This is a genomic window from Brachybacterium hainanense, from assembly GCF_042434575.1.
GTDB lineage: Bacteria > Actinomycetota > Actinomycetes > Actinomycetales > Dermabacteraceae > Brachybacterium > Brachybacterium hainanense.
In genome coordinates this window covers 49,736-72,607 of record NZ_JBHLSV010000003.1, presented here as the reverse complement: position 1 = coordinate 72,607, position 22,872 = coordinate 49,736, and the positions used below count along the sequence as shown (strand labels likewise).

At 73.2% G+C, this 22,872-nt stretch carries 22 protein-coding genes; 10 read left to right on the top strand and 12 right to left on the bottom strand.

Annotation, left to right across the window (positions count from 1 at the left end):
- Positions 1-47 precede the first annotated feature (47 nt).
- From ACFFF6_RS03115 to ACFFF6_RS03100, 4 genes are all read right to left on the bottom strand, one after another.
- Positions 48-860, bottom strand: coding sequence for a DUF1684 domain-containing protein (locus tag ACFFF6_RS03115; protein WP_376978125.1), 813 nt, complete (start codon positions 858-860; stop codon positions 48-50).
- 108 nt (positions 861-968) lie between these two features.
- Positions 969-1,613: a DUF6891 domain-containing protein gene (locus ACFFF6_RS03110; protein ID WP_376978123.1), complete on the bottom strand. Its 645-nt coding sequence runs from the start codon at positions 1,611-1,613 to the stop codon at positions 969-971.
- Positions 1,614-1,620: 7 nt separating this feature from the next.
- Entirely contained in the window at positions 1,621-2,604 is a 984-nt protein-coding gene (locus tag ACFFF6_RS03105; RefSeq protein ID WP_376978121.1) for a pirin family protein, read from the bottom strand.
- Position 2,605: 1 nt separating this feature from the next.
- Positions 2,606-3,211, bottom strand: coding sequence for a mismatch-specific DNA-glycosylase (locus tag ACFFF6_RS03100; RefSeq protein ID WP_376978119.1), 606 nt, complete (start codon positions 3,209-3,211; stop codon positions 2,606-2,608).
- A 125-nt stretch (positions 3,212-3,336) separates the two neighbouring features.
- On the opposite strand from ACFFF6_RS03100, the gene ACFFF6_RS03095 reads away from it, so the two are divergent.
- A complete protein-coding gene (locus ACFFF6_RS03095; protein WP_376978117.1) occupies positions 3,337-6,525 on the top strand; it encodes a GH92 family glycosyl hydrolase in 3,189 nt (1,062 codons plus the stop codon).
- Here the strand turns inward: ACFFF6_RS03095 and ACFFF6_RS03090 are convergent.
- The 4 genes from ACFFF6_RS03090 to ACFFF6_RS03075 all read right to left on the bottom strand — a co-directional run bounded on the left by ACFFF6_RS03090 (position 6,473) and on the right by ACFFF6_RS03075 (position 11,125).
- Complete coding sequence (locus ACFFF6_RS03090) at positions 6,473-7,198, bottom strand: YwaF family protein (protein ID WP_376978115.1); 726 nt, start codon at positions 7,196-7,198, stop codon at positions 6,473-6,475. The two genes, ACFFF6_RS03095 and ACFFF6_RS03090, sit on opposite strands and share 53 nt — an antisense overlap.
- Positions 7,199-7,345: 147 nt before the next feature.
- Entirely contained in the window at positions 7,346-9,382 is a 2,037-nt protein-coding gene (locus ACFFF6_RS03085) for a PTS fructose transporter subunit IIABC (RefSeq protein WP_376978113.1), read from the bottom strand.
- Positions 9,383-9,395: 13 nt separating this feature from the next.
- Entirely contained in the window at positions 9,396-10,367 is a 972-nt protein-coding gene (locus tag ACFFF6_RS03080; protein WP_376978111.1) for a 1-phosphofructokinase family hexose kinase, read from the bottom strand.
- Positions 10,364-11,125 carry a DeoR/GlpR family DNA-binding transcription regulator gene (locus ACFFF6_RS03075; protein ID WP_376978109.1) on the bottom strand — a complete coding sequence of 254 codons (762 nt, stop codon included), beginning with the start codon at positions 11,123-11,125 and terminating at the stop codon, positions 10,364-10,366. Before ACFFF6_RS03075 ends, ACFFF6_RS03080 begins: the two co-directional genes overlap by 4 nt.
- 144 nt (positions 11,126-11,269) lie before the next feature.
- On the opposite strand from ACFFF6_RS03075, the gene ACFFF6_RS03070 reads away from it, so the two are divergent.
- A complete protein-coding gene (locus ACFFF6_RS03070; RefSeq protein WP_376978108.1) occupies positions 11,270-11,917 on the top strand; it encodes an NAD(P)H-binding protein in 648 nt (215 codons plus the stop codon).
- A gap of 114 nt (positions 11,918-12,031) precedes the next feature.
- On the opposite strand, the gene ACFFF6_RS03065 is transcribed toward ACFFF6_RS03070, so the two are convergent.
- Together ACFFF6_RS03065 and ACFFF6_RS03060 are read right to left on the bottom strand one after the other, a co-directional pair.
- The gene (locus ACFFF6_RS03065; RefSeq protein ID WP_376978106.1) at positions 12,032-12,979 is read right to left on the bottom strand and encodes a DUF808 domain-containing protein; all 948 of its coding nucleotides are present in this window, start codon (positions 12,977-12,979) and stop codon (positions 12,032-12,034) included.
- 72 nt (positions 12,980-13,051) lie between these two features.
- Positions 13,052-13,330 carry an acylphosphatase gene (locus ACFFF6_RS03060; RefSeq protein ID WP_376978104.1) on the bottom strand — a complete coding sequence of 93 codons (279 nt, stop codon included), beginning with the start codon at positions 13,328-13,330 and terminating at the stop codon, positions 13,052-13,054.
- 184 nt (positions 13,331-13,514) lie between these two features.
- On the opposite strand from ACFFF6_RS03060, the gene ACFFF6_RS03055 reads away from it, so the two are divergent.
- On the top strand, positions 13,515-14,708 hold the full coding sequence (locus tag ACFFF6_RS03055; protein ID WP_376978102.1) for an MFS transporter: 1,194 nt from the start codon (positions 13,515-13,517) through the stop codon (positions 14,706-14,708).
- Here the strand turns inward: ACFFF6_RS03055 and ACFFF6_RS03050 are convergent.
- A complete protein-coding gene (locus ACFFF6_RS03050) occupies positions 14,671-15,867 on the bottom strand; it encodes an amidohydrolase (RefSeq protein ID WP_376978100.1) in 1,197 nt (398 codons plus the stop codon). The genes ACFFF6_RS03055 and ACFFF6_RS03050 overlap by 38 nt on opposite strands.
- Positions 15,868-15,905: 38 nt before the next feature.
- Between ACFFF6_RS03050 and ACFFF6_RS03045 the strand changes: the two genes are divergently transcribed.
- The 7 genes from ACFFF6_RS03045 (at position 15,906) to ACFFF6_RS03015 (ending at position 21,876) form a co-directional block, all read left to right on the top strand.
- The gene (locus ACFFF6_RS03045) at positions 15,906-16,760 is read left to right on the top strand and encodes a PPK2 family polyphosphate kinase (protein WP_376978098.1); all 855 of its coding nucleotides are present in this window, start codon (positions 15,906-15,908) and stop codon (positions 16,758-16,760) included.
- 50 nt (positions 16,761-16,810) lie between these two features.
- Complete coding sequence (gene tpx, locus ACFFF6_RS03040) at positions 16,811-17,308, top strand: thiol peroxidase (protein ID WP_376978096.1); 498 nt, start codon at positions 16,811-16,813, stop codon at positions 17,306-17,308.
- A gap of 15 nt (positions 17,309-17,323) precedes the next feature.
- Positions 17,324-17,749: a DUF488 domain-containing protein gene (locus ACFFF6_RS03035; RefSeq protein ID WP_376978094.1), complete on the top strand. Its 426-nt coding sequence runs from the start codon at positions 17,324-17,326 to the stop codon at positions 17,747-17,749.
- Positions 17,749-18,552: a sulfite exporter TauE/SafE family protein gene (locus ACFFF6_RS03030; RefSeq protein ID WP_376978092.1), complete on the top strand. Its 804-nt coding sequence runs from the start codon at positions 17,749-17,751 to the stop codon at positions 18,550-18,552. Before ACFFF6_RS03035 ends, ACFFF6_RS03030 begins: the two co-directional genes overlap by 1 nt.
- Before the next feature lie 146 nt (positions 18,553-18,698).
- Positions 18,699-19,820: an ROK family transcriptional regulator gene (locus tag ACFFF6_RS03025; RefSeq protein WP_376978090.1), complete on the top strand. Its 1,122-nt coding sequence runs from the start codon at positions 18,699-18,701 to the stop codon at positions 19,818-19,820.
- A gap of 53 nt (positions 19,821-19,873) precedes the next feature.
- Positions 19,874-20,773 carry a sugar phosphate isomerase/epimerase family protein gene (locus ACFFF6_RS03020; RefSeq protein WP_376978088.1) on the top strand — a complete coding sequence of 300 codons (900 nt, stop codon included), beginning with the start codon at positions 19,874-19,876 and terminating at the stop codon, positions 20,771-20,773.
- 41 nt (positions 20,774-20,814) lie between these two features.
- Positions 20,815-21,876 (top strand): Gfo/Idh/MocA family protein, encoded by a 1,062-nt coding sequence (locus ACFFF6_RS03015; RefSeq protein WP_376978086.1) that lies wholly within the window; start codon positions 20,815-20,817, stop codon positions 21,874-21,876.
- Between the two features lie 124 nt (positions 21,877-22,000).
- On the opposite strand, the gene ACFFF6_RS03010 is transcribed toward ACFFF6_RS03015, so the two are convergent.
- The gene (locus ACFFF6_RS03010; RefSeq protein WP_376978084.1) at positions 22,001-22,825 is read right to left on the bottom strand and encodes an alpha/beta fold hydrolase; all 825 of its coding nucleotides are present in this window, start codon (positions 22,823-22,825) and stop codon (positions 22,001-22,003) included.
- Between the last annotated feature and the right edge of the window lie 47 nt (positions 22,826-22,872).

Below are 22,872 nucleotides of genomic sequence, written 5' to 3'. Positions count from 1 at the left end.
GGCCCACGATTCCACGGCCCCCGCGGACCTGCAAGCGATATGGAGGATCAGGCGCGGGAGGCCGGGACCTGCTCGCCCGCCTCGACCGCTACCGGGAGCCGGTTCTCCGCGGGCGGCAGCGGGCAGGTCGCATGGTCGGTGTACGCGCAGGGCAGGTTGACGGCGCGGTTGAAGTCGAGCACCGTCGCCCCGTCCTCGTCCGGAGCGGGGACCGCGAGTGAGCGGCTCGCCGCATACGTGGTGACGCCGCTGGTTCCGTCGCGGAATAGGACCTGGAGCGCTCCCTGGTCGCCGGCGGCGAAGGCTGTCAGCCGGTGCAGGGCGCCATCGATCTCGAACTCGAGCGATCCGGGCGAGGAGAACACGTGCTCGAGGCCGTCGACGACGGAGCCGACCGTCGCCGAGCGGGGCGCCTCCTGCGCGATGAACCGGGCGGGCACCCGCCAGCGGGCATCGGCCGGATAGGCGGGCGTGCCCTCGTACGCGACCAGGTAGGGCGCATCGGAGCGGCGCGGACGCAGGATGATCCGCCCGCCGCGATCGGCGATCTCGACCGAGCCCTGGACCTCGCCGTCCCCGAACGCGACGGCGATGCCGGCTCCGGACGTGATCGGGCCGAAGGCGTGACGACCCGAGAGGACCTTCTCGCCCAGCACCAGCTGCTCCCCGGGAGCCAGATCGACCTCGGGCCCGTGCGCGCCCAGACGCCATACCCCGGGTGCCCCGGGCAGATCCAGAGGCTCGGGCCCGAGCCAGAACAGGCCGGTGACGGCGAGGAAGCCGAGGGGATCGGACCGGCGCGCCTCATGCGCTTCGTGCCAGGCGTGCCAGTCGCGGGCGAAGTCGTCGGTGGTGCTCACGGGGTGTCCTTCCGCCAGGGGGAGATGCCCCGCGAGGCTATCGGCCCCGGCGGGCAGCAGCCGAGCCTGCGCGCCACACGGGGACACACGGCCCCGCTCCGGCCGCGCTCACCGCGGCGGCGGGGACGGGAACCACGCGACCTCGGGGATGACCACGCCGTCGGCCGCGGGCTGCGCGGGGATGCCGTGCTCGGCGAGGACGTCCCGGAGGATCTGCGCGGTCTCCGAGACCGGGGAGCCGGGCAGGGCGCCGACATGCAGGCGCAGCGCATCGGAGCCGTCCACGAGACCGAGGGTGTCCTCACGGGAGAAGAACACATAGCCGCGCGGCGGGGCGTCGAGCTCGTCCATGAGCTCGCGGGCGGCCTCCTGCATCTCGGCACGGCCGTCCTCCGCGTCCCGGCCGATGTCCTCGCCCAGGAGGATGCCCTGCTCGAGGAGGTCCTCGAAGGCGGCGCGGATCACCGCGGAGTGCTCCAGGTCCGCGTTCTCGCGGGCCAGGTAGCGGCGCTCCCGCCAGGCGGAGTCGAGGATCTCGTCCGCCTCGGCGGCGCTCGCCCCCTTCTCGAGGCCCTGTTCCCGCAGGATCTCGCGGATCTCGGGGAGCTCGTCCTGGCCGATCGCGAGCTCCGCAAGGGCATGCAGACGCAGCTCCGCGAGCATCTCCTGATGTTCGATGTCCGCGAGCCGCTTGGCGGCCTTGCGCTCGGCCCGGGCGGCGAGGATCGCGGCCCTCTCCTCGTCCTCGGTCATGTCCTGATCATCCCAGGGATCCCGAGCCCTCGGCAACCGAGCCTTCGGCAACCGAGGCCCCGGCCCGCGGCGGCGGGTTGCGACGGGCCCGCAGGGTGAGCTGCGGAATCGCCGGCGCAGGGATCCGGGCGGGTCCGCGATAGCCGCTCACCTCGCCGAACCTCGCCGCCCGCACGGCCGCGTCCTCCCAGTCCTGCCGGGCTCGATGAACCTCTTCGCTCGTGCGGCCCACGAAGTTCCACCACATGATGATGTCCTCCTCGAAGGGGGCGCCGCCCAGCAGGATCATGCGGGCCGCATGCCCGCCGACGTTGCGCACGTGCAGGGTCCGGGCGCCGATGCCGGTGTACCCGAGGGCGCCGCGCGGCACCGGCGTCCCCTCGAGGTCGATCTCCCCGCAGTCCACGAGCAGGCCGTGCTCGAACGCCGGGTCGACGGGGAGCTCCACCTGCGCGCCCGGATCCAGGCGCAGCTCCGCGCCCACGAGCGGGGTGTGCACGGCGACCGGGGAGACCTCGCCCAGCAGGGAGCCGATGAACACGAGCGCGCTGCCGCCCTCGAACAGGGTCTCCGGCGGGGCGTGGTGCTCGAAGGCCCGAGGCGCGCTGCGGCGGTGCTGCTCGGGCAGGGCGAGCCACAGCTGAACCCCATGCAGGATGCGGGTGTCGGCGCTCGAGGTCTCGGAGTGGGCGATGCCCTCCCCGGCCGTCATCAGGTTGATCTCCCCCGGAAGGACGGCCCCGCGGTGTCCGCCGGAGTCGATGTGCGCGATCTCCCCCTCGAAGAGCCAGCTCACCGTCTGCAGGCCGATGTGCGGATGCGGCGGCACATCCATGCCGCCGGTGACCGCGACGTCGTCGGGCCCGTAGTGGTCGGCGAAGCACCAGGCGCCGATGAGGGACCGCCGCATCTGGGGGATCGTGCGGCGCACCGTCATCGCGCGGATCCCGCCGAGCGGCACCTCCCGTGCGGTGAGGATCTCGACATCCATGTCAGACCTCGTCCTCTCCCCACACCTCGCGCCACCGGTCCGCGAGCGAGTCGATCGTCTCGTGGGCGTTGAGCCCGCTCGGCTGGGGGAGCACCCACAGCGCGGTGCCGTCGGGCCAGCCGGGCAGCTCCTGCCGTCCCATGCTCGCGCGCGGGACCCGATAGGCGATGCGGAACGCCGTGATCCCCAGGATCGAGACGGTCCGGGGCGGGCGCTCCTGCACCATCCGGCGCAGGCGCTCGCCGCCCTCGCGCAGCTCCTCCCGGCTCAGCTCGTCGGCGCGGGCCGTGGGACGCGCGACGAGGTTCGTCATGCCGATGCCGCGGTCGACGAGCGCCTGCTCGTCGGCCGGGTCCAGTCCCCGGGAGGCGTCGACGGCGCGGTCGATGATCCCGGCCCGATGCAGGGAGGGCCAGAAGCGGTTGCCCGGGTGGGCGAAGGGCGCGTTCACGGCCGCGGTCCACAGCCCCGGGTTGATCCCGACGATCAGCAGCCGCAGCGCGGCGCCGCCGGGCGGCATGACGTCCTGCAGCGGCGGCGGATCGGCGGCGAAGCGAGCCAGATCCTCCCGGCTCGGGCGGGCACCGGACAGGGGAGACACGCGCATGACCGCACTGTAGCCCGGCTCCGCGGGCCGCGGACGGGCATGACTTCCGTCATGTCCGGGCAAAGCCTTGCGCGCAGGGCGGGTGCGGTGGAGAACGCTTTCAATCCACCCGCTAGGCTCGCCGCATGCTCGTGACCGCCAAGACCCAGCCTCAGGGCGCGACCGGCCCCGTCGGATCGCCCACCAGCAAGGACGGGGCCGGCTTTCTGGCCGCCACCGCCGTGCGCTACGCCTTCGTCCCCGGGGCGCCCGCCCATGCGGCCCTCCCGGACCAGGAGGGGATCATCGGCCGCACCGTCGGCGAGGGTGAGATGCTGCGCACCTACGTCTTCCCGGACCTGGACGCGGACCAGACCTGGGGTGCCACCGCGGTCGCCGTCGACCTCGTCTTCAGCGACGGCAGCTGCCTCGCCGACCTCTCCCCGCGCGATCAGCACGGCGTGGACGCGACCGCCGCCGGGCAGGGCGCGGGGAAGATCCTGTACGCCGACCAGTGGAACGACGTGCAGGTCAGCCTGGATGCCGCCGTGGGCCGGACCATCACGGGGGTGCGCCTGGTGGGCGACGCCCCGCAGACCCGCACCGCCGGAGGCGGGGAGCTGACCGGCTGGATCGACGGGCCGTACCTGGGCACGGTTCCTGCGGACCCGCAGATCTCCGATCCGGTCGCCTGGGTCGACACGCGCCGCGGCACCTACGCCTCCGGGGACTTCTCGCGCGGCAACAACCTGCCGCTGACCGCCTGGCCCAACGGCTTCGCCTTCTTCACCCCGATGACCGACGCCCGCACCCGGCGCTGGGTGTACGAGTACCACCGCCGGAACGGAGAGGACAACCGGCCCCGTCTCCAGGGCCTGGGGATCTCCCACCAGCCGAGCCCGTGGATGGGCGACCGCAACCAGTTCGTGCTGATGCCGCTCAGCGGCGAGCGCCCCGACGCCTCGCCCGAGGGACGTGCGGCCGGCTTCGACCATGCCCGGGAGGTCGCGCGCCCGGACGTGTACCAGGTCTCCCTCGACGGCGGCACGCACCTGCGCCTGGCCCCCACCGATCATGGCGCCTTCCTCGAGATCGGCTTCGACGACGCCGAGGCTCCTCATCACCTGCTGCTCGAGGGCGTCGACGAGCATGCCCGTGTCGACAGCTCCGGCGCCGTCCTGGACGGCACCGTGACCGCATGGGTCGACTCGGGTCTCGCCGAGGGGTACGCGCGTGCCGACGGCGCCACCCGCATGTTCGTCCACGCCCAGATCAGCCCGATCCCGGCCGCGGCCGACGGGGGAGTGCTCAGCTTCGCCCCCGGCACGAGCTCCGTCACGGTGCGGCTGGCGACGAGCTTCATCGGCCGCGAGCAGGCGCGACGGACCTTCGACCTCGAGCTCGCGGGCCGCCGCTTCGAGGAGATCCGCGAGGCCGCGCACGCCGCCTGGACGGAGCGTCTGTCCGTGATCGAGGTCGAGGGGGCAAGCGCCCCGCAGCGGCGCACCCTCGCCGGCAATCTGTATCGCCTGAACCTCTACCCCAACTCGCACTTCGAGAACGCCGGCACCGCCGAGGCTCCCGAGCACGTGCATGCCAGCCCGGTCCTGCCGGTGAGCGGCGAGGCCACCGCCGAGAGGACGAACGCCCAGATCGTCCCGGGCAGGCTGTTCGTCAACAACGGCTTCTGGGATACGTATCGCACCGCGTGGCCCGCCTACGCCCTGCTGTACCCAGAGCTCGCGGCGGAGCTCGCGGACGGATTCGTCCAGCAGTACCGCGAGGGCGGGTGGATCGCCCGCTGGTCCTCGCCCGGCTATGCCGACTGCATGACCGGCACGAGCTCCGACGTCGCCTTCGCCGATCTCGCCGTGAAGGGCGTGCCGCTGCCCGACGCGCTGTCCGCCTTCGAGTCGGGGCTGCGCAACGCCACCGTCGCCCCGCCGAGGACCGAGGTGGGCCGCAAGGGCAACGAGCGGGCGGTGTTCACCGGCTATGTCGACACCGCCACCCCCGAGTCGGTGTCCTGGACCCTCGAGGCCCATATCAACGATGCGGGACTCGCCGCCCTGGGCGAGCTGCTCGCCGAGGACCCGGGGATCGACGCGGCGCGCCGCGCGCGCATCGCGGAGGACGCCGCCTACCTGCGGGCCCGCTCCTCGAACTACACGCTGCTGTTCGACCCGGCCGTCGACTTCTTCCAGGGGCGCCGCCGCGACGGGCAGTTCGCGCAGAGCCCGGCCGAGTTCGACCCGCGCGTGTGGGGCGGGGATTTCACCGAGACGGACGGCTGGAACTTCGCGTTCCATGTCCCGCACGACGGGGAGGGCCTCGCCTCCCTGTACGGCGGCCGCGCGGGGCTGCGCGACAAGCTCGAGGAGTTCTTCGCGACGCCCGAGCGCGCCGACCTGCCCGGCACCTACGGCTCGAGCATCCACGAGATGGACGAGGCGCGGGCCGTGCGCATGGGACAGTTCGGGGTCTCGAACCAGCCCGCCCATCACATCCCCTTCCTCTTCCATCACGCCGGCGCCCCGCATCGGGCGATGGAGATCGTGCGCGAGGTGCATCGGCGGCTGTTCGTCGGCGAGCAGATCGGGCAGGGCTACCCGGGCGACGAGGACAACGGCGAGATGAGCGCCTGGTGGCTGCTGACCGCGCTCGGCATCTACCCGCTGCAGCTGGGCACCGGCCGTTACCACGTGGTGGCACCGCTGTTCGAGACGGCCCGGGTACGGCCGATGGGCGGCCCCGCGTTCACCGTCGTCGCCGAGGGCCAGGGTCCTGCGGCGCAGTACGTGACCGCGCTCGAGCACGACGGGGTCGCGGTGGAGGCGGCGGCGCTGGACCATGCCCAGCTGTGCGGTCAGCTGCGCTTCACCCTCGCCGAGGAGCCCGGCTCCTGGGGTGCCGTGCCGCCGTCGGCGACCCCGGAGGGCGGGGAGCCCCGGCCGCTCCTGGATCTGCTGCCGGCCGATGCCGAGGATCCGCTCGTCGATGACGACGCCCGCACCGAGCGCACCCTCGACCCGGGGCCGGACGGCGAGGTCATGATCCACCTCGCCGCCTTCGACGAGCCGCTCGCGCCCCGCTTCCTCACCCTCACCTCCGGGGCGGAGGAGGGCGGGGACCCCGTCGCCTGGCGGCTCGAGGCCTCCGTCGGGCCCGATGCCTGGACGGTGGTCGACGAGCGGGCGGGGCAGGAGTTCCCGTGGCGGCGGCAGACCCGGCCCTTCCGCCTCCCCGAGGACGCACCGCCCGCGACCCACTTCCGGCTGGCCGTCACGGCCTCGCACGGTCCGCTGGTGCTCGCCGGGATCGAGCTGCTCGCCTGAGCGTCCACGGGAGCGTCATCAGCGCCCAGACCGCGGCTGCGAGGACCGCCTCCGAGACGACGTACCAGGGCCATGGCCCCAGCACGTCCAGCAGGGAGGCGCCCTCGGGGGCGCGGCTGAGGTAGCCGTAGTTCGCGCCGGTCGCGGCGTTCACGCCGAGGGCGAGGCCCGCCCAGGCGAGCGCCGCCCCGTAGGCGACGGCGAAGCCTCGCCAGGTGGGTCGGTGCCCCATGCCCCAGACGAGCACGATGGGTGCGATGAGCGCGGTGCCGTGCGCGAACCAGTACTCGGCGAACTCGAGCGCCGGATGGCTCAGGTAGACCAGGTCCGGGGTCAGCAGCGACTGGGTGTTCAGCGTCAGCCCCCAGAAGTAGCAGATGTCGACCGCCCAGGAGGGGCGACGGATCAGCGCGATCGCCGTGACGTACCGCAGCGCGTCGGAGTAGTGCAGCGGAAGGGACTGATCCACGTCCCAGTTCGCGGGGAGGAGGGCCCACAGCGTCCAGGTCGCGGAGACGAGGAGGATCAGCCAGCCGGCGGCGCGCACGGACCGCTCGAGCCCCGGCGTGCCGCGATGCCGTCGGGCCAGGACCAGGCAGGCGGCCGCGAGCACCGCGATCACCGCGAGCGCGGACAGGTGCTGGAGGCCGTAGGCGGGCATGCTGCCGGGCATGGGGCGTCTCCTGGGGCGACGAGCGGGCGAGGGGCGGTGGTGAGCGGGCGGCCGGAGCGGATGCGGGCCGATCCGTGTCACATGATCTCGTCTGTGACACGGATCGGCCCACCCGTCGCGTGCGGTCCGGCGGTACGCGGTCCGGGCTCAGGCGGCGACGGCCTTCTTCCGCGCCCCCAGCTCCTTGAGCACGGTCACCAGGGCCGCGGCGACGAGGGTCCCGGCGAGGACGGCGATCACGAAGCCCCACAGCGGGCTGATCGCGAAGGCGACGAAGATGCCGCCGTGCGGGGCCTGCGAGCCGACGCCGAAGGCCATGATGAGCGCGCCCGTGACGGCTCCGCCCACCATCGAGGAGGGGATCACGCGCAGCGGGTCGGCGGCGCCGAAGGGGATCGCCCCCTCGGAGATGAACGCCGCGCCCAGCAGCCAGGCGGTCGCCCCGTTCTCGCGCTCGACCTCGGTGTAGAGCTTCCGCCGCACCACCGTGGACAGCGCCATCGCGAGCGGCGGGACCATGCCTGCGGCCATCACGGCGGCCATGATCTCGAAGGAGGCCTGCGTGCCCTGGGACAGCCCTGCGGTCGCGAAGAGGTAGGCCGCCTTGTTCACGGGGCCGCCCAGGTCGAAGCACATCATGAGGCCCAGGATCACGCCCAGCAGGATCGCCGAGGTGCCGGACATGCCGGTCAGCCCGTCCTGCAGCCAGGTCATGAGCGCGGCCAGCGGGCGGCCCAGGAACAGGAGCATGAGGCCGCCCACCACGAGGGTCGTCAGCAGCGGGATGATGACCACGGGCATGAGGCCCGCGAGCCAGCGCGGCGGGCGCAGCGTGGTCAGCCACAGGGCGACGAGCCCGGCGAGCAGGCCCGTGATGAGGCCGCCCAGGAAGCCGGCGCCGACCAGCACGGAGATCGCGCCGCCGATGAAGCCGGGGGCGATGCCGGGGCGTCCGGCGAGCCCGAAGGCGATGTAGCCCGAGAGCGCGGCGACCAGGAAGCCCATGCCGGTGCTGCCGAGGGCGAACAGCACGGCTCCGAGATACAGGGCGAGGCCCGAGCGATCCGTGAGGAGGGTGCCGGTCGCGGACTCGTACTCGATCTGTCCGGGCAGCGATGTGAGCGAATGGGTGAGCGCGACGTCGCTCGCGACGAAGGCGACGTCGAATCCGCCGATCAGGAAGCCGAGCGCCATGAGCAGCCCGCCCGCGGCGACGAAGGGGATCATGTAGGACACGCCGGTCATGACGGCGGCCTGGATCCGGCGCGGCCAGGACTTCCTGGCCTCGCCGGCCTCGCCGGAGTCCGGCGAGGCGCCGCCGGAGGGGACGCGGCGGGCGCTCGGGTCCGAGGCGGCCGCGACCGCCTCGTCGAGCATCTGCGGGCCGTGGGAGATGGCGCGCTTGACGGGGTGCTCGACCAGGGGCAGCCCGGCGAAGCGCTCACGGCCGGAGATGTTGACGTCGGCCGCGATGATGAGCGCCCCGGCGCTCGCGATCTGCTCGGCGGTGAAGGGGGTGATGCCGCCGGAGCCCTGGGTCTCCACGTGCAGGATCAGGCCCTTCTCCTTCGCCGCGTTCTCGAGGGACTCGGCGGCCATGTAGGTGTGGGCGATGCCGGTGGGGCACGAGGTGATCGCGAGCAGGACGGGACCGGATGCGGATGCCTCCGCGGGCGCTCCGGCGACCGGATCCGGAGCCGATGCCGCGGCGTCCGCGGTCGCGCCCTCCGGGGCGGGGTCGAGGACGCCCATGACGAGGTCGGAGATCTGCTCGGGAGTCGTGGCCGAGCGCAGGTCCGCGAGGAACTCGGGGCGGATCAGGGCCCGGGAGAGCTGGGCGAGCAGCTGGAGATGCTGGTCGTCCGTGCCGGCGGGCGCGGCGATGCCGATGATGAGGTCGGCGGGCCCGTCCGAGGAGCCGAAGTCGACGGGCTCGGCGAGGCGCAGGAAGCCGAGCGCCGCCTCGTGCACGGCCTCGCTCCGGCAGTGGGGGATCGCGAAGCCGCCGGGCATGCCGGTCGCGAAGGACTCCTCGCGCTTCAGCAGCCCCTTCTCGAGGCCGTCGCGCTCGGCGCGGCCGGCGGCGGCGATGACATCGGCCATGAGGCCGATGACGGCGAGCTTGTCTCCCGGCGGATCGACGCCGAGGCGGACGAGGTCCGGGGTCATGAGCGGGCTCGACATGATGTTCTCTCCTTCAGAGCTGCACGACGCGGTCGGCAGCGATGTCGACCTGGTCGGGGCGGGGGATGGTGGTGCCGGGAAGCGTCACGGCCGCGCTGCCGTAGGCGAGGGCGCGGGCGAGACGCAGGGGCGGCTGCTCGCCGAGGGCGAGGCCGATCAGGTAGCCGGCGCTCGCGGAGTCCCCGGCGCCGACGGTCGAGACGACCTCGACCCGGGCCGAGGGCGAGTACCAGACCTGTCCTTCGGCGGCGAGGACGCCGCCGGCGCCGCCCAGGGTCACGAGGACCGCGCCGACACCCTGCGCGTGCAGGGCCAGGGCGGCGCGGCGGATGGGGTCGAGCTCCCCGGCGGCGGCACGCTCCTCCAGCGTGTCGCCGGGGAGGCCGACGAGCTGTCCGAGCTCCTCCGCGTTGGGCTTGAGGAAGTCGGGAGCGGTGCCGGGGAGCGCGGCGGCGATCGCGGCGAGCGGCGCGTCGGAGGTGTCGACGCCGATGAACGCCCCGGTGCTGCGCAGCAGGCGGATCAGGCGCACGTACTCGTCGGCCGGGAGCCCGGGGGCGAGGGACCCGGAGAGCATGACGAGGTCCCCGGGGCCGACGGCGGCGGTCAGGAGGTCTTCGAGCGCCCGGGCCTCCTCGGCGCCGAGGGAGGCGCCGGGCTCGTTGATCTTCGTGGTGACCAGGGGCTCGCCGTCTGCGCCCGGGGAGAGGACGGTGAGGTTCGTGCGCACCCGTCCGGGGATCGAGGCGGCGCGGACGGGCAGGTGCTCCTGCGCGAGCAGCGGGAGCAGGGGGTCTCCGGCGCCGGCGGGCAGGATCGCGAGCGCCTCGAGACCCGCGCGCCGCACGCCGAGGGCGACGTTGATGCCCTTGCCGCCGGGCTGGATGCGGTCGGAGACGATGCGGTGCACGCCGCCGGGCGACAGGGGGCCGCCGAGCTCGACGGTGCGGTCCAGGGACGGGTTCGCGGTGAGGGTGATGATCATGCCCGCACCACCTCGATCCCCTGATCGCGCAGCGACCGCTCCGCCGGGTCGGAGAGGCCGTCGTCGGTCACGAGGACGTCGACGTCGGCGATCGCGGCGAAGGTGACCAGCTGGGTGACGCCTGCCTTCGACGAGTCCGCGAGCATGATCCGGTGGTCGGCGGCGGCGACCATCGCGGCCTTCACGGCGGCCTCGTCGACATCCGGGGTGGTGAAGCCGGCGGCGGTCATGCCGTTGCAGCCGAGCACCGCGACCTCCGGGTGGAGCCGGCGCAGAGCGTCCACGGTCGTGGAGCCGACAGCGGCCTGGGTCGTGGCGCGCAGCCTCCCCGGGAGGATCTGCACCTCGAGGTCGGGGTGCGACAGGGCCGCCTGCGCGATCGCGGGGGCGTTGGTCAGGAGCGGTCCGCGGCGGCCGGCGAGATGGGGGAGGAGGGCAGCGGTCGTCGTGCCGGCGTCCACGAGCAGAGCGGTCCGGGGGTCCGAGGGCAGGAGTCGGGCCGCGGCGGCGGCGATGCGCGCCTTCGCCGGGGTGTTGGTGGTGCTGCGGGTGGCGAGGTCGGGCTCGACGCTGTCGGTGCGTCGCGGCACCGCGCCGCCGTGGACGCGCTGCAGGAGGGCGGCGGAGGCGAGCTGGTCGAGGTCGCGGCGCACGGTCTCCGTCGTGACCTCGAAGCGCTCGGCGAGCTCCGTGACGGCGACGCTGCCGCTCTCCTCGAGCGCCGCGAGGATCTGGCGCTGTCGTTCCTGGGCGTACATGGCGGGACCACCTGCTTCATCGAAGGGGAGCGGATCCGGGGATCCTCTCGCGGTACCACAGAGACTACAACACCAAGCAACGCAAAACAACAGTTGGGTTTGTGTGGTTTCTGCATCGGTGGCAGGACCTGGCAGGCTGGGGGCATGAAGATCATGCTCATCGGAGGACACGGCAGGATCGCGCTCCTCGCGGCGCCCCTGCTCGTGCAGGCTGGGCACGAGGTCGGCGCGGCGATCCGCGATCCCGCCCACAGCGCGGACGTCGAGGCGACCGGGGCGCGCCCCGTCCTCCAGGACGTCCAGGACCTCGACCCGGCCGGATGGGACGCCCTGCTGCGCGGCGCCGAAGCCGTCGTCTGGTCCGCCGGGGCCGGAGGCGGGAACCCGGCGCGCACGCGGGCGATCGATCAGGAGGCGGCCATCGCCTCGATGGACGCCGCCCAGCGCATCGGCGTCCGGCGGTATCTCATGGTCAGCTACTTCGGGGCGAGCCGGGAGCACGGCGTCCCGCAGGACGACCCGTTCTTCGCCTACGCGGAGGCGAAGGCCGCGGCCGATGCGCACCTGCGCGGCACCGGCCTCGACTGGACGATCCTCGCCCCCTCCGCCCTCACCGTCGAGGAGCCGAGCGGGCGCATCGACCTCGGCGCCGCCGCCGCGGGCAGCATCTCCCGCGGGAACGTGGCGCGCATGATCGTGGAGACCCTCGCCCGCCCGGCCCTCGCCGGACGCTTCCTCGCCGCCAACGACGGCGAGCAGGAGATCGGCGCGGCCCTCGACGCCGTCAGCTGATCGATCGCGCCCGGGCCGGAGGCGCCGTGAGGAACGCGCGGCCCGAGCGCGATCGATCGGCCGTCCCGCCCGGACGATCGGCTGTCCCGCCCGGACGAGCGACCGCGCGGGAGCTCAGGCCTCGGCGGCCTCGGCGTGCGCCCTGCGCCGCGGCAGGACGTGCACGACCGCGGCGATGATCCCGCCCCAGAGGAGGCCCAGGATCATGGCGCAGACCGTGCCGCCGACCCAGCTGAGCGCGCCGCCGATGCCGGGGACGCCCGCGAGGGCCTCCTCGAGGTGATGCACCCAGCCGTAGGGCTGGGCGGCCCCCAGCTCGTGCACGCCCACCAGCAGGATGTGGCCACCCACCCACAGCATGGCGACCATCCCGACGTAGCTGATGACGGTCATGACCTTCGGCATCGCGGCGACCAGCGCATGGCCCAGGCGCTGCGCGCCCTCGGCGGGACGGCGCGTGAGCGCGAGGCCCGCATCGTCCATCTTCACCAGCAGCGCGACCGCGCCGTACACGATCAGGGTCATCGCCAGGCCCACCACGACGAGGATCGCGGCGCGCATCGCGAAGGACTGGTCCGCGACCTCGTTCAGGGAGATCACCATGATCTCCGCGGAGAGGATGAGGTCCGTGCGCACCGCGCCCGCGACGATCCGGTCCTCCGCCTCCGGGCCCTGCTCGGCGGCGGGGGTCTCGTGCCCGTGGCCGCCGCGGACCAGCTCCCAGATCTTCTCCGCCCCCTCGAAGCACAGGTAGGTCCCACCCAGCATGAGCAGCGGCGTCAGCAGCCAGGGCGCGATCCATGACAGCAGCAGCGCGACCGGCAGGATGATCGCGAGCTTGTTGATGACCGACCCCTTGGCGATCCGCCAGATGATGGGCAGCTCCCGCTTCGGGGAGAGCCCGCGCACGTACTGCGGGGTCACGGCGGCGTCGTCCACCACCACCCCGGCGGCCTTCGCGCTCGCCTTCGCGCTGGCGGCGGCGACGTCGTCCGCGCTCGCCGCGGCCAGGCGGGCCAGGGCCGCGACATCATCGAGCAGGGCAGCGAGGCCACCGGCCATCGGAGTGCCTTTCGTCCAAGGAGGGATCACCGCGGTGATCGGAGCCGGCTCAGGATACCCGGGCCGTGCCCGTCATCCGGTGATCGTGAACCCCGTCGCGCCGCGCGGGGCGCCCTCGCGCACGTCCAGGGAATCGACCCGGGCGGACGGCGGGCCGGAGGCGAGGTGCTCGAGCATGTCCGCCACCGCCTGCGGCGTCCCCTCCACATCGGCCTCGACGGTGCCGTCCCAGAGATTGCGGACCGTGCCCGTGACATGCAGCCTGCGTGCGGCATCGGCGGCGGACCAGCGGAAGCCGACCCCCTGCACGCGGCCGTGCACCCGGACGATCCTGCGGATCCTCTGCGCCATGGCTCCTCCTTCCGGTGAGGACGCGCACCCGTGCTCGACGCCGTCGGCATGCCCGTCCTACAGTTGTCCTCGCCCGGTCAGGCCGGTGCGCACCAGGATCCCCCACGAGCGGGCCGGGCGCATCCGTGAGCGCGGGCCGACCTCGCGCGGTGTCCCGACCGCGCCCCGGAAGGAACCCCGACCCATGCAGCCTGCCCCCGCCATGGTCGAGACGACAGCGCGCTCGCGTGCCGCCCAGACCGCCGCCGTGCTCAGCCTCGCCGCCGGCATCTTCATCCTCATCACCATCGAGGAGCTGCCCATCGGCGTGCTCACGGTCATGTCCGCGGATCTCGGCGTCAGCCCGGGCGTCGCCGGACTCGCCGTCACCCTGCCCGGTCTCCTCGCGGCGGTCGTCGCGGTGCTCGCCCCCGTCGCGATCGGCCGCCTCGACCGCCGGCTCTCGCTCGTGATCGGGCTCGCGAGCGTGGTGCTGTCCTGCCTGCTGAGCGTCTTCGCGCCCACCTTCGGATGGCTGCTGGCCGCGCGCGTGCTCACCGGCGTCGCGATCGGCATGTACTGGTCGGTGCTGCCGGTCGTCGCGATGCGTCAGGTCGCTCCCGAGCACCGCACCCGCGCGCTCACCCTGGCCATGTCGGGGACCGGCGCCGCGCTCGTCCTCGGGGTGCCGCTGACCAGCTGGCTCGGCAACACGTTCGGCTGGCGGGACTCCTTCGCCGTGGTCGGCGTGCTCGCCGCGCTCGTCATGGCGGCCCTGCTCGTGCTGGTGCGGCCCGTCCGCTCCGACGAGGCGATCAGCCTCTCGGCCATGGCCGGAGCGCTGCGCCACCGAGGCGTGCGCTACGCCGCCGCCATGACCGGCATCATCGTCACCGGCCAGTTCATCACCTACAGCTACGTGAGCCCGTTGCTGCAGGGGCGGGCGGGCGTGCCTGCGACTGGCGTCGGCGCGATGCTGCTCGTCTTCGGGATCGCCGGGCTGGTCGGCAACTTCGCCGTGGCGCCGCTGCTGCGCCGCCACCCCGTGCACGCCGTGCTCACCGTCGCCCTGGGCATCGCCGGCTCCCTGGGCGTGCTCTGGGCGGCGGTGCACGGGCCGCTCGCGGCCGCCCTCGTCATGCCCCTGTGGGGGCTGTTCGCGGGTGCCGCGAGCGTGTCGATCCAGTCCTTCGTCTCGCGGGCCGCGAGCGAGGTCGAGGAGCCCGGCACGGCGATCAACAGCGCCATGTTCAACATCGCGATCGCCACGGGCGCCGCGATCGGCGGACAGATCCTGGACGGACTGGGCCTCGGCGCGGTGGTCGCGACCACCGTCGGCCTCGCCCTCGTCGGCGCCCTGATCAGCCTGCGCTACCTGCTCCGGCACGTCCCGCGATGACCGGCCGGCCCGCCTCCGCGTCGTAGCGCAGCACCTCCCGGCCTGCGATCCACACCCGCAGCGCCCGGTTCCGGACGTCGAACGGGTCGCCCTCCCACAGGACCAGGTCCGCGTCCTTGCCCTCCTCGAGGGAGCCGATGCGATCGGCGAGGCCGAGGACCCGCGCCGGGTTCAGCGTGATCGCGCGCAGCGCGGCATCGGGCTCCATCCCCTCCTTCACCGCGAGCGCGGCCTGGTGGACGAGGAACTGGATCGGCACCACCGGATGGTCGGTGATGATCGAGACGTCCACTCCCGCCCGATCCAGGATCCCGGGGGCGCGCGGGGTCCGTGCGCGGGTCTCGACCTTCGAGCGGGAGACGATGAGCGGCCCGTAGAGGACGGGCACCCCGCGCCGGGCGATCCGGTCGGCGATCAGATAGGACTCGGTGCCGTGGTCGAGCACCAGGTCGAGGTCGAACTCCTCGGCGATCCGCAGGGCGGTGGCGATGTCGTCGGCCCGGTGGGAGTGCTGGCGCCAGGGGATCTCCCGGGCGAGCACGCGCGCGAGCGCGTCCGAGACCAGATCCGGCTCCCGATCGGCCTCGGCCTTCTGCATCCAGGCACGGGCGCGCGTCAGAGCCGCGCGGATGCTGAGCGCCACGCCCAGACGGGTGGAGGGGGTGCGTCCCTTGTCCCCGTGGACGCGCTTGGGGTTCTCGCCGAGCGCGGCCTTCAGGCCGGAGGGCGAGCGGAGCACCATGTCGTCGACGATGCGGCCGTGGGTCCGCAGCGCCACGGCGAGGCCGCCGATGGGGTTGCCGGAGCCGGGGTTCACGTTCACCGCGGTCACCCCGCCCGAGAGCGCATCGTCGAAGCCGGTGTCCATCGGATTGATCGCGTCGATCGCCCGGGCCGCGGCCATCACCGGATCGGTCATCTCGTTGGTGTCGTTCCCGGCCCAGCCCTCGCCCTCCTCGTGCACGCCGAGATGGACATGGGCGTCGACGAACCCCGGGAGCACCCAGCCCCCGCCCGCGTCCACGACCTCTGCCCCGGCGGGGAGGGCGACATCGGCCCCCAGCGCGAGGATCCGACCGTCCTGCAGGAGGACGGTCCCCTCGAAGGCGGGGGAGGAGACGGGATGGACATGGGCGTGCACGATGGCGGTGAGGGTCATGGCCTCCAGCATGCCGTGCCTGCGCTACTGTGCGGGGCATGTCGAGCGCACCGCGGGGATTCCGCATCGATCCGGGCTGGGACGGCGACGTCGCGGGACTGGACGCCGCCGCCGTCCCCGGCTTCCCGGGCGGGAAGCAGGAGGGCGCGGCGCATCTGGCCCGTTCCGATGCCGCCGTCGACGACCTCCAGGAACGGCTGTTCGCGGCCTTCCACGGGAAGGAGCAGGGCCGCAGCGTCCTGCTCGTCGTGCAGGGCATGGACACCTCCGGCAAGGGCGGCATCATGCGTCACGTGGTGGGCGCGGTGGACCCGCAGGGGGTGGACATCACGGCCTTCAAGGCCCCCACGGACGAGGAGAGGGCGCACGACTTCCTGTGGCGGATCCGCCCGCACGCCCCCGCCCCGGGGATCATCGGCGTCTTCGACCGCTCCCACTACGAGGACGTGCTGATCCATCGGGTCCATGGCTGGGCCGACGCCGAGGAGATCGCGCGCCGGTACGCGGCGATCATCGAGTTCGAGCGGGAGCTCGTCGAGGCCGGAACCGTGATCGTCAAGGTCATGCTGCACGTGTCCTACCGGGAGCAGGGGGAGAGGCTGCTGGAGCGGCTCGAGCGGCCCGACAAGCACTGGAAGTTCAACCCCGGCGACATCGACGAGCGCGAGCACTGGGACGCCTACCAGGACGCCTATACCGCGGCGCTGCGGGCGACGGCGACGGAGCATGCGCCCTGGCACGTCGTCCCGGCGGACCGGAAGTGGTACGCGCGTATCGCCGTGCAGCAGCTGCTGCGCGACGCTCTCGAGGCGATCGACCCGCAGTGGCCGGCCGCCGACTTCGACGTCGCCGAGCAGACGGCGCGTCTGCGCCGGACGATGGACGCGGGTTGAGGACGTGGGCTGAGATTGTCCCCGGCGGGCGGAAGGAGCAGGATGGGGGCATGGCTTCCATCACCTTCCAGAAGAACCCCGTCTCCACCGTCGGCGAGCTGCCCGCCGTGGGCTCCGCCGCCCCCGACGCCGAGCTGGTCGGCACCGACCTCGGCCCCGTCACCGTCGCGGGCCTGCGCGGACGCCGCGTCGTGCTGAACATCTTCCCCTCCCTCGACACCGGCACCTGCGCCATGTCCGTGCGCGCCTTCAACCAGCGCGCCGCGGGCCTGGAGAACACGACCGTCCTGTGCGTCTCGAAGGACCTGCCCTTCGCCCAGGCGCGGTTCTGCGGCGCCGAGGGCATCGAGGACGTCGTCACCGCCTCCGCCTTCCGCTCCGACTTCGGCGAGGCCTACGGCGTGACCATGGTCGACGGTCCCCTGCAGGGTCTGCTCTCGCGGGCGGTCGTCGTCCTCGATGCGGAGGGCACCGTGCTGTACACCCAGCAGGTCGGCGAGATCGCCGACGAGCCCGACTACGATGCCGCCCTCGCGGCCCTGGCCTGATCGCGCCGGCCTGAGATGAGCGGCGAGGCGACCTCGCTCCCGGACGGTCCGCAGCTGCGGATCGTCCGGGTGCACGAGGTGCTCGACACACCTGCGGAGGACGGCGAGCTGCGCGTCCTCGTGGACCGCCTGTGGCCCCGCGGCGTCCGCAAGGAGCGCCTGCAGGACACGTGGTGGGACAAGGACGCATGCCCCTCCGCGGAGCTGCGCAGGGAGTACCACAGCGGCGCCCTCGAGCGCCCTGCGTTCGCCGCCCGGTACCGCGCGGAGCTCGATCGCTCCGGCGCGGCCGAGGAGCTCCTCGGCCGCGCCCGCGGCGAGCACGCCCGGGTGCTGAGCCTGCTCGTGGCGGAGCGGGACCTCGCCTCCTCTCATGTCCATGTCCTCGTCGACGCCCTCGTCGACGCGGCGTCCCCGCCCCACGGAGATCCCCCCGCCTGATGATGGATCCGCTGTCCCTGGTCGTGCTGCTCGTGCTGGGCACCTTGGCCGGGATGATCAACGCCGCCGTGGGCTCCGGCTCGCTGCTCACCCTTCCCGTCCTGCTCGCGCTGGGCATCCCTCCCGGCACCGCGGTGCGCACCAACACCCTGGGCATCGTCTTCTCGACCATCGGCTCCGTGGTCGGCTTCCGGCGGGAGATCCGCGCGGAGGGCCGGGCGCTCCTGCCGCTCGTGCTGGTCACCTTCGTGTGCGCGGCCGCGGGATCGGTGCTGCTGCTCGTCTCGCCCTCGGAGGCCCTCGAGAAGGTCGTCCCGATCCTGATCGTCCTCGCGCTCGTGCTGGTGGTCGGCCAGCCGTGGCTCACGCGTCGGCTCGCCGCCCGCCGGGCACGACGCGAGGCGGCGGGGGAGGAGCCCTCCGCCGCGAGCCCCTATGCCCATCCCGGCATGCTCGCCGCGATGGGCGGCGCCGCGGTGTACGGGGGCTACTTCACCGCCGCCCAGGGCATCCTCTACATGGGGATCCTCGCGACCGGCACCGGGTCCTCGATGGTGCGGATCAATCCGGTCAAGAACCTGCTCTCGCTCGTGGTGAACGTGACGGCCGCCCTCGTGTACCTCGTCGCGCATCTCGCCTTCGGCGCGGAGATCCTCTGGCTCGGCGCGGCGGCGATCGCGGTCGGCGCGCTGATCGGCGGCTACGCGGGGGCGCATGTGGCGAAGCGGCTTCCCGACATCGTGCTGCGCGGTGCGATCGTGGTGGTCGCGCTGGTCGCCCTCGCCCGGCAGATGCTCGGCTGAGTCCCCGAGCCTCGAGGGCAGGGGTCCTCGCGCAGCGGGATCTGCGCGTGCTCGTTGACTCGCGGGCTTCGGGTCCCTAGGCTGGCATCGATTCTGCAACTGGGTTGCGAATACGGTTCCGCAGTGAGGCGAAGGAGAGGTGGCAGATGACCGGCGTCGACAGCTCTCCCGCGAGCATCCGCCATGCCACCACGCGCTCCTGCTATCTCGCCCTGCGCGACTCGGCGACCCCGCTGAGCGTGGCCGAGCTCGTGGCCGCGACCGGGCTCTCCCGGCCCACCGTGGACAGCGTCCTGACGGACCTGCAGGCCACCGGTCTCGTCGTCCCCGCCGCTCCGGGCGGCGAGGGAGCACCCGGTCGGCCCGCACGTCGTGTCGTCGTCGATCCCGCCGCCGCCCAGGTCGCGGCCCTCGACATCGGCGCCCGCACCATCCGCTGCGTCCTCACCGACGCGGCCGGCGCCGTCCAGGCCCGCAGCGCCGTGCCCGTGGACCTCGCGGACATCGGCGCCTGCATGCTCCGGGCGATCGCGGAGACCGGCGGCGAGCCGCGGGCCGTCGGCGTCGCCGCCCCCGGCCTGCTCGCCGCCGACGGCACGATCGCGCAGAGCCTCGCCCTGCCCGAGCTGGTGGGCCGCGACCTCGCCGGCGACCTCGAGCGCGCGCTGGGGTGCCCCGTCACCCTCGAGAACGACATCAAGCTCGCCGCCTACGCCGAGCATCATCTGGGCCCGGACGCCGACAGCCTCGTCCTCGTGCAGATCGGGCATCGGATCTCCGTCGGCCTCGTCGTGGGCGGGCAGATCCTCCAGGGCGCGCACCGTCTCGCCGGGGAGCTCGGCACCCAGCGCGGCATGCGCTGGACCCGCAGCTCGCAGCGCGGCCGCCTGGTCTGGTCCACGGGCGACGAGGCCCGGCCGCTGCTCGAGAGCGCGGCGACGGGAGAGTCCGAGGCCGTCGCGGAGATCGCCCGCTTCTGCGACGAGATCGCGCCCCGGCTCGCGGGCCTGCTGCTCGCCGTCGACCCGGAGCTCCTCGTGATCGGCGGCGGTCTCTCCCGCGCGGGGGAGACGCTCCTGCATCCGCTGCGCGCGGCGATCGAGCATCAGCTCATGGCTCCCGGCCGACCCCGGGTGCTCGCCGCCGCCCTGCCCACCGACGGCTCGCTCATCGGCGCGCTGGGCCGTGCCTTCGAGCACGGCTCGCCGGCGCTGCTGGGCGTCCCCGGCATCCCCCCGCCCTGGCACCGCCTGCGCGAGGCCCTCTGACCACCCGCCTCGCCCGACCTCCACAGAGCCCGACCCTGACAGAGAAGGACACCATGACCACAGACATCCGCTTCGGCTTCAGCTCCTACAGCTTCTGGCCCAAGCTCGCCTCCGGCGAGATGACCCTGCTCGACGTGATCGCCTGGGTCGCCGCGAGCGAGGGGGAGCACCTCGAGCTCGCCGTGCTCGGCGACGACGCCGACAGCCCCATCCCGACCATCGAGTCCGACCCCGCCTTCGTCCGGGAGGTGCGCGCCGCGGCGGAGTCCGCAGGCGTGGTCCTCTCGACCATGGCGATCGGCGCGGACCTCTCCTCGGCCGATGCCGAGGAGCTCGCCGCACAGGTCGCGCGGGTCAAGCGCTACGTGGACCTGGCCGACTCCCTCGGGATCCGCCAGATGCGCCACGACGTCGTCGCCCACGCCGGCCGCGAGGGCGACGACACGCCGCTGTTCGAGCAGGCCCTGCCCTCGATCGTCGCCGCCTCGAAGGAGATCGCGCAGTACGCGGCGACCAAGGGCATCACGACGAGCCTCGAGAACCACGGCTTCTTCGTGCAGTCCGCCGATCGCGTGCGCCGCATCATCCACGCGGTCGACGAGCCGAACTTCCGCACCACCCTGGATGTCGGCAACTTCGTGTGCGTCGACGAGGATCCCGCGGTCGTCGTGCCCCAGAACCTGCCGTACGCGATGGTCGTCCACTTCAAGGACTTCTACATCCGGCCCGCGGACGCCGACCCGGGCGAGGGCTGGTTCCGCAGCCGCGGCGGCAAGCATCTGCGCGGCGCCGTCGTCGGCAACGGCGACATCGACCTGGTCGCCGTCGCCCGTGCCATCAAGGAGTCCGACTACTCGGGCTTCGCCTCCATCGAGTTCGAGGGCTGGGAGGACAGCCTTCTGGGCTGCTCCCGCGGCATCGCCAACGCCAAGCGCCTGCTCGAGAACTCCTGATCCGCCCCACCCCACCACCCAGAACTGAGGAAGTCACCCCCATGACGAAGCTCCGCATCGGCGTGATCGGCGCCGGCAGCATCGCGCAGATCCACCTGGAGTCCTACAAGAACAACGCCGACGTCGAGCTCGTCGCCGTCTCCGACATCAACCACGAGCGCGCCCGCGCCGTGGCCGACAGCTTCGGCGCGCCCGATGCGTACGGCGATCCGCACGAGATGCTCGCCGACCCGAGCATCGACGCGGTGAGCGTGTGCACCTGGAACAACTCCCACGCCACCTGGGCGATCGCCGCGATCGAGGCCGGCAAGCACGTCCTGGTCGAGAAGCCGATCGCCCGCACCCTCGCCGAGGCCCTGGAGATCCAGAAGGTCGCCGAGGCCCACGACGTCGTCGTCCAGGTCGGCTTCGTGCGCCGTCACGCGCCCAACTGCCAGGTGCTGAAGACCTTCATCGACGCCGGCGACCTGGGCGAGATCTACTACGCCAAGGCCAGCTGCATCCGCCGCAACGGCAACCCCGGCGGCTGGTTCGCGGACAAGGAGATCGCCGGAGGCGGTCCCCTCCTCGACATCGGCGTGCACGTCCTGGACCTCGCCTGGTACCTCATGGGTTCGCCGAAGGCCGTCGCCGTGAGCGGCTCCGTCGCCCACCGCCTGGGCAACCGTGCGCACATCACGACGATGCCCCGGTACCAGGTCGCTGACTACGACCCCACCAAGAACAGCGTCGAGGACCTCGCCAGCGCCATGATCCGCTTCGAGAACGGCGCGACGCTCATGCTGGACTGCTCCTACTCGCTGCACGCCACCAAGGACTCGATCGAGGTGTCGGTGTATGGCGACAAGGGCGGCGCGGACCTGGAGCCCTCGCTCCAGATCGCGACGGAGATGCACGACTCGGTCGTCAACATCACCCCGCAGATCGCCTCGGGGACCTTCGAGTTCGGCGGCGGCTTCGCGAACGAGATCAAGAACTTCGTCGACACCTGCCAGGGTCGCGCCGAGTCCGTCGCCCCCGCCTGGCACGGCGTCGAGGTCGTCCGCCTGCTCGAGGCGATCTACCGCTCCGCCGAGGAGGGCCGGGAGATCTCGCTGGTCTGACCGCCCCGCGCTGCGCTCAGCCGCGGGCCCGCTGCGGCGCAGAGGATATGAGGCTGGCGAACCGGGATCGGAGGATCCCGGTTCGCCAGCCTCATACGGTGCGGCGGTGGAGCGGCGCCGCCGCTCAGCGCGGCGTCGGGCCGTCCAGGAAGGGGAGGACCTCGGCGAGGACGTCCTGCGCGGGGGAGAGGGTGCCCGCATGCGTGCGCCCTGGCAGCGGGACGAAGCGCCCGTGCGGCATGAGCGCGGCGGCATGCCGGGACTGCGCGAACCGCGGCTGATCGAGGTCGCCGGTCATCCACAGCGCGGGGACCTGGCAGGCGGCCAGGCGCTCCTCGGCGATGCCGGGGGTGGCATCGGTCGCGGTGAACAGCGCGGCCATCGCCAGCGGGTCGGTCCGGAGGAAGGCCGTCCGGGTGGCCTGCGCCGTGCGGCCGGGGGTGCCCGGGCCCAGCCCCTGGCGGGTGCAGAAGGCGTCCATGCCCTCCTCGCGCAGGGTGCGGATCGTGCCGGGGAAGAACAGGGAGTCCACCGCGCCCCGCTGATCGGCGGCGGAGCCGCCCAGGCACACCAGACGCGAGATGCGCTCGGGGTGCTCGAGGGCGAGGGTGAGGGCGATCCGGGCGCCCAGGGAGTAGCCGATGATCCCGACGGGCTCCTGCGCGCCGATGCGGTCCAGGACCGCGAGGACATCCGCGGCGAGCCCCTGCTGCGTATAGGCCCGTGGGTCGTGCGGCGTCCCGGAGCGGCCGTGGCCGCGCAGGTCGAGCCGCACCACCCGATGCCGGGCGGCGAGCGGCTCCAGGTAGCCCAGGCCTCGCCAGATGGCCCGGGAGAGCACCGACCCGTGCAGCAGCACCAGGGTGCGCGGAGGCGCGGCGGAATCGGCCGGGCCGGTCACGTCGTAGGCGATCGGCACGTCGTCGATCGGCGAGGTGATGGTGGGCATGGAGCTCCTGGGAGGAGAACGGCGAGGGGCCGGCCGGGGGAGGGGAG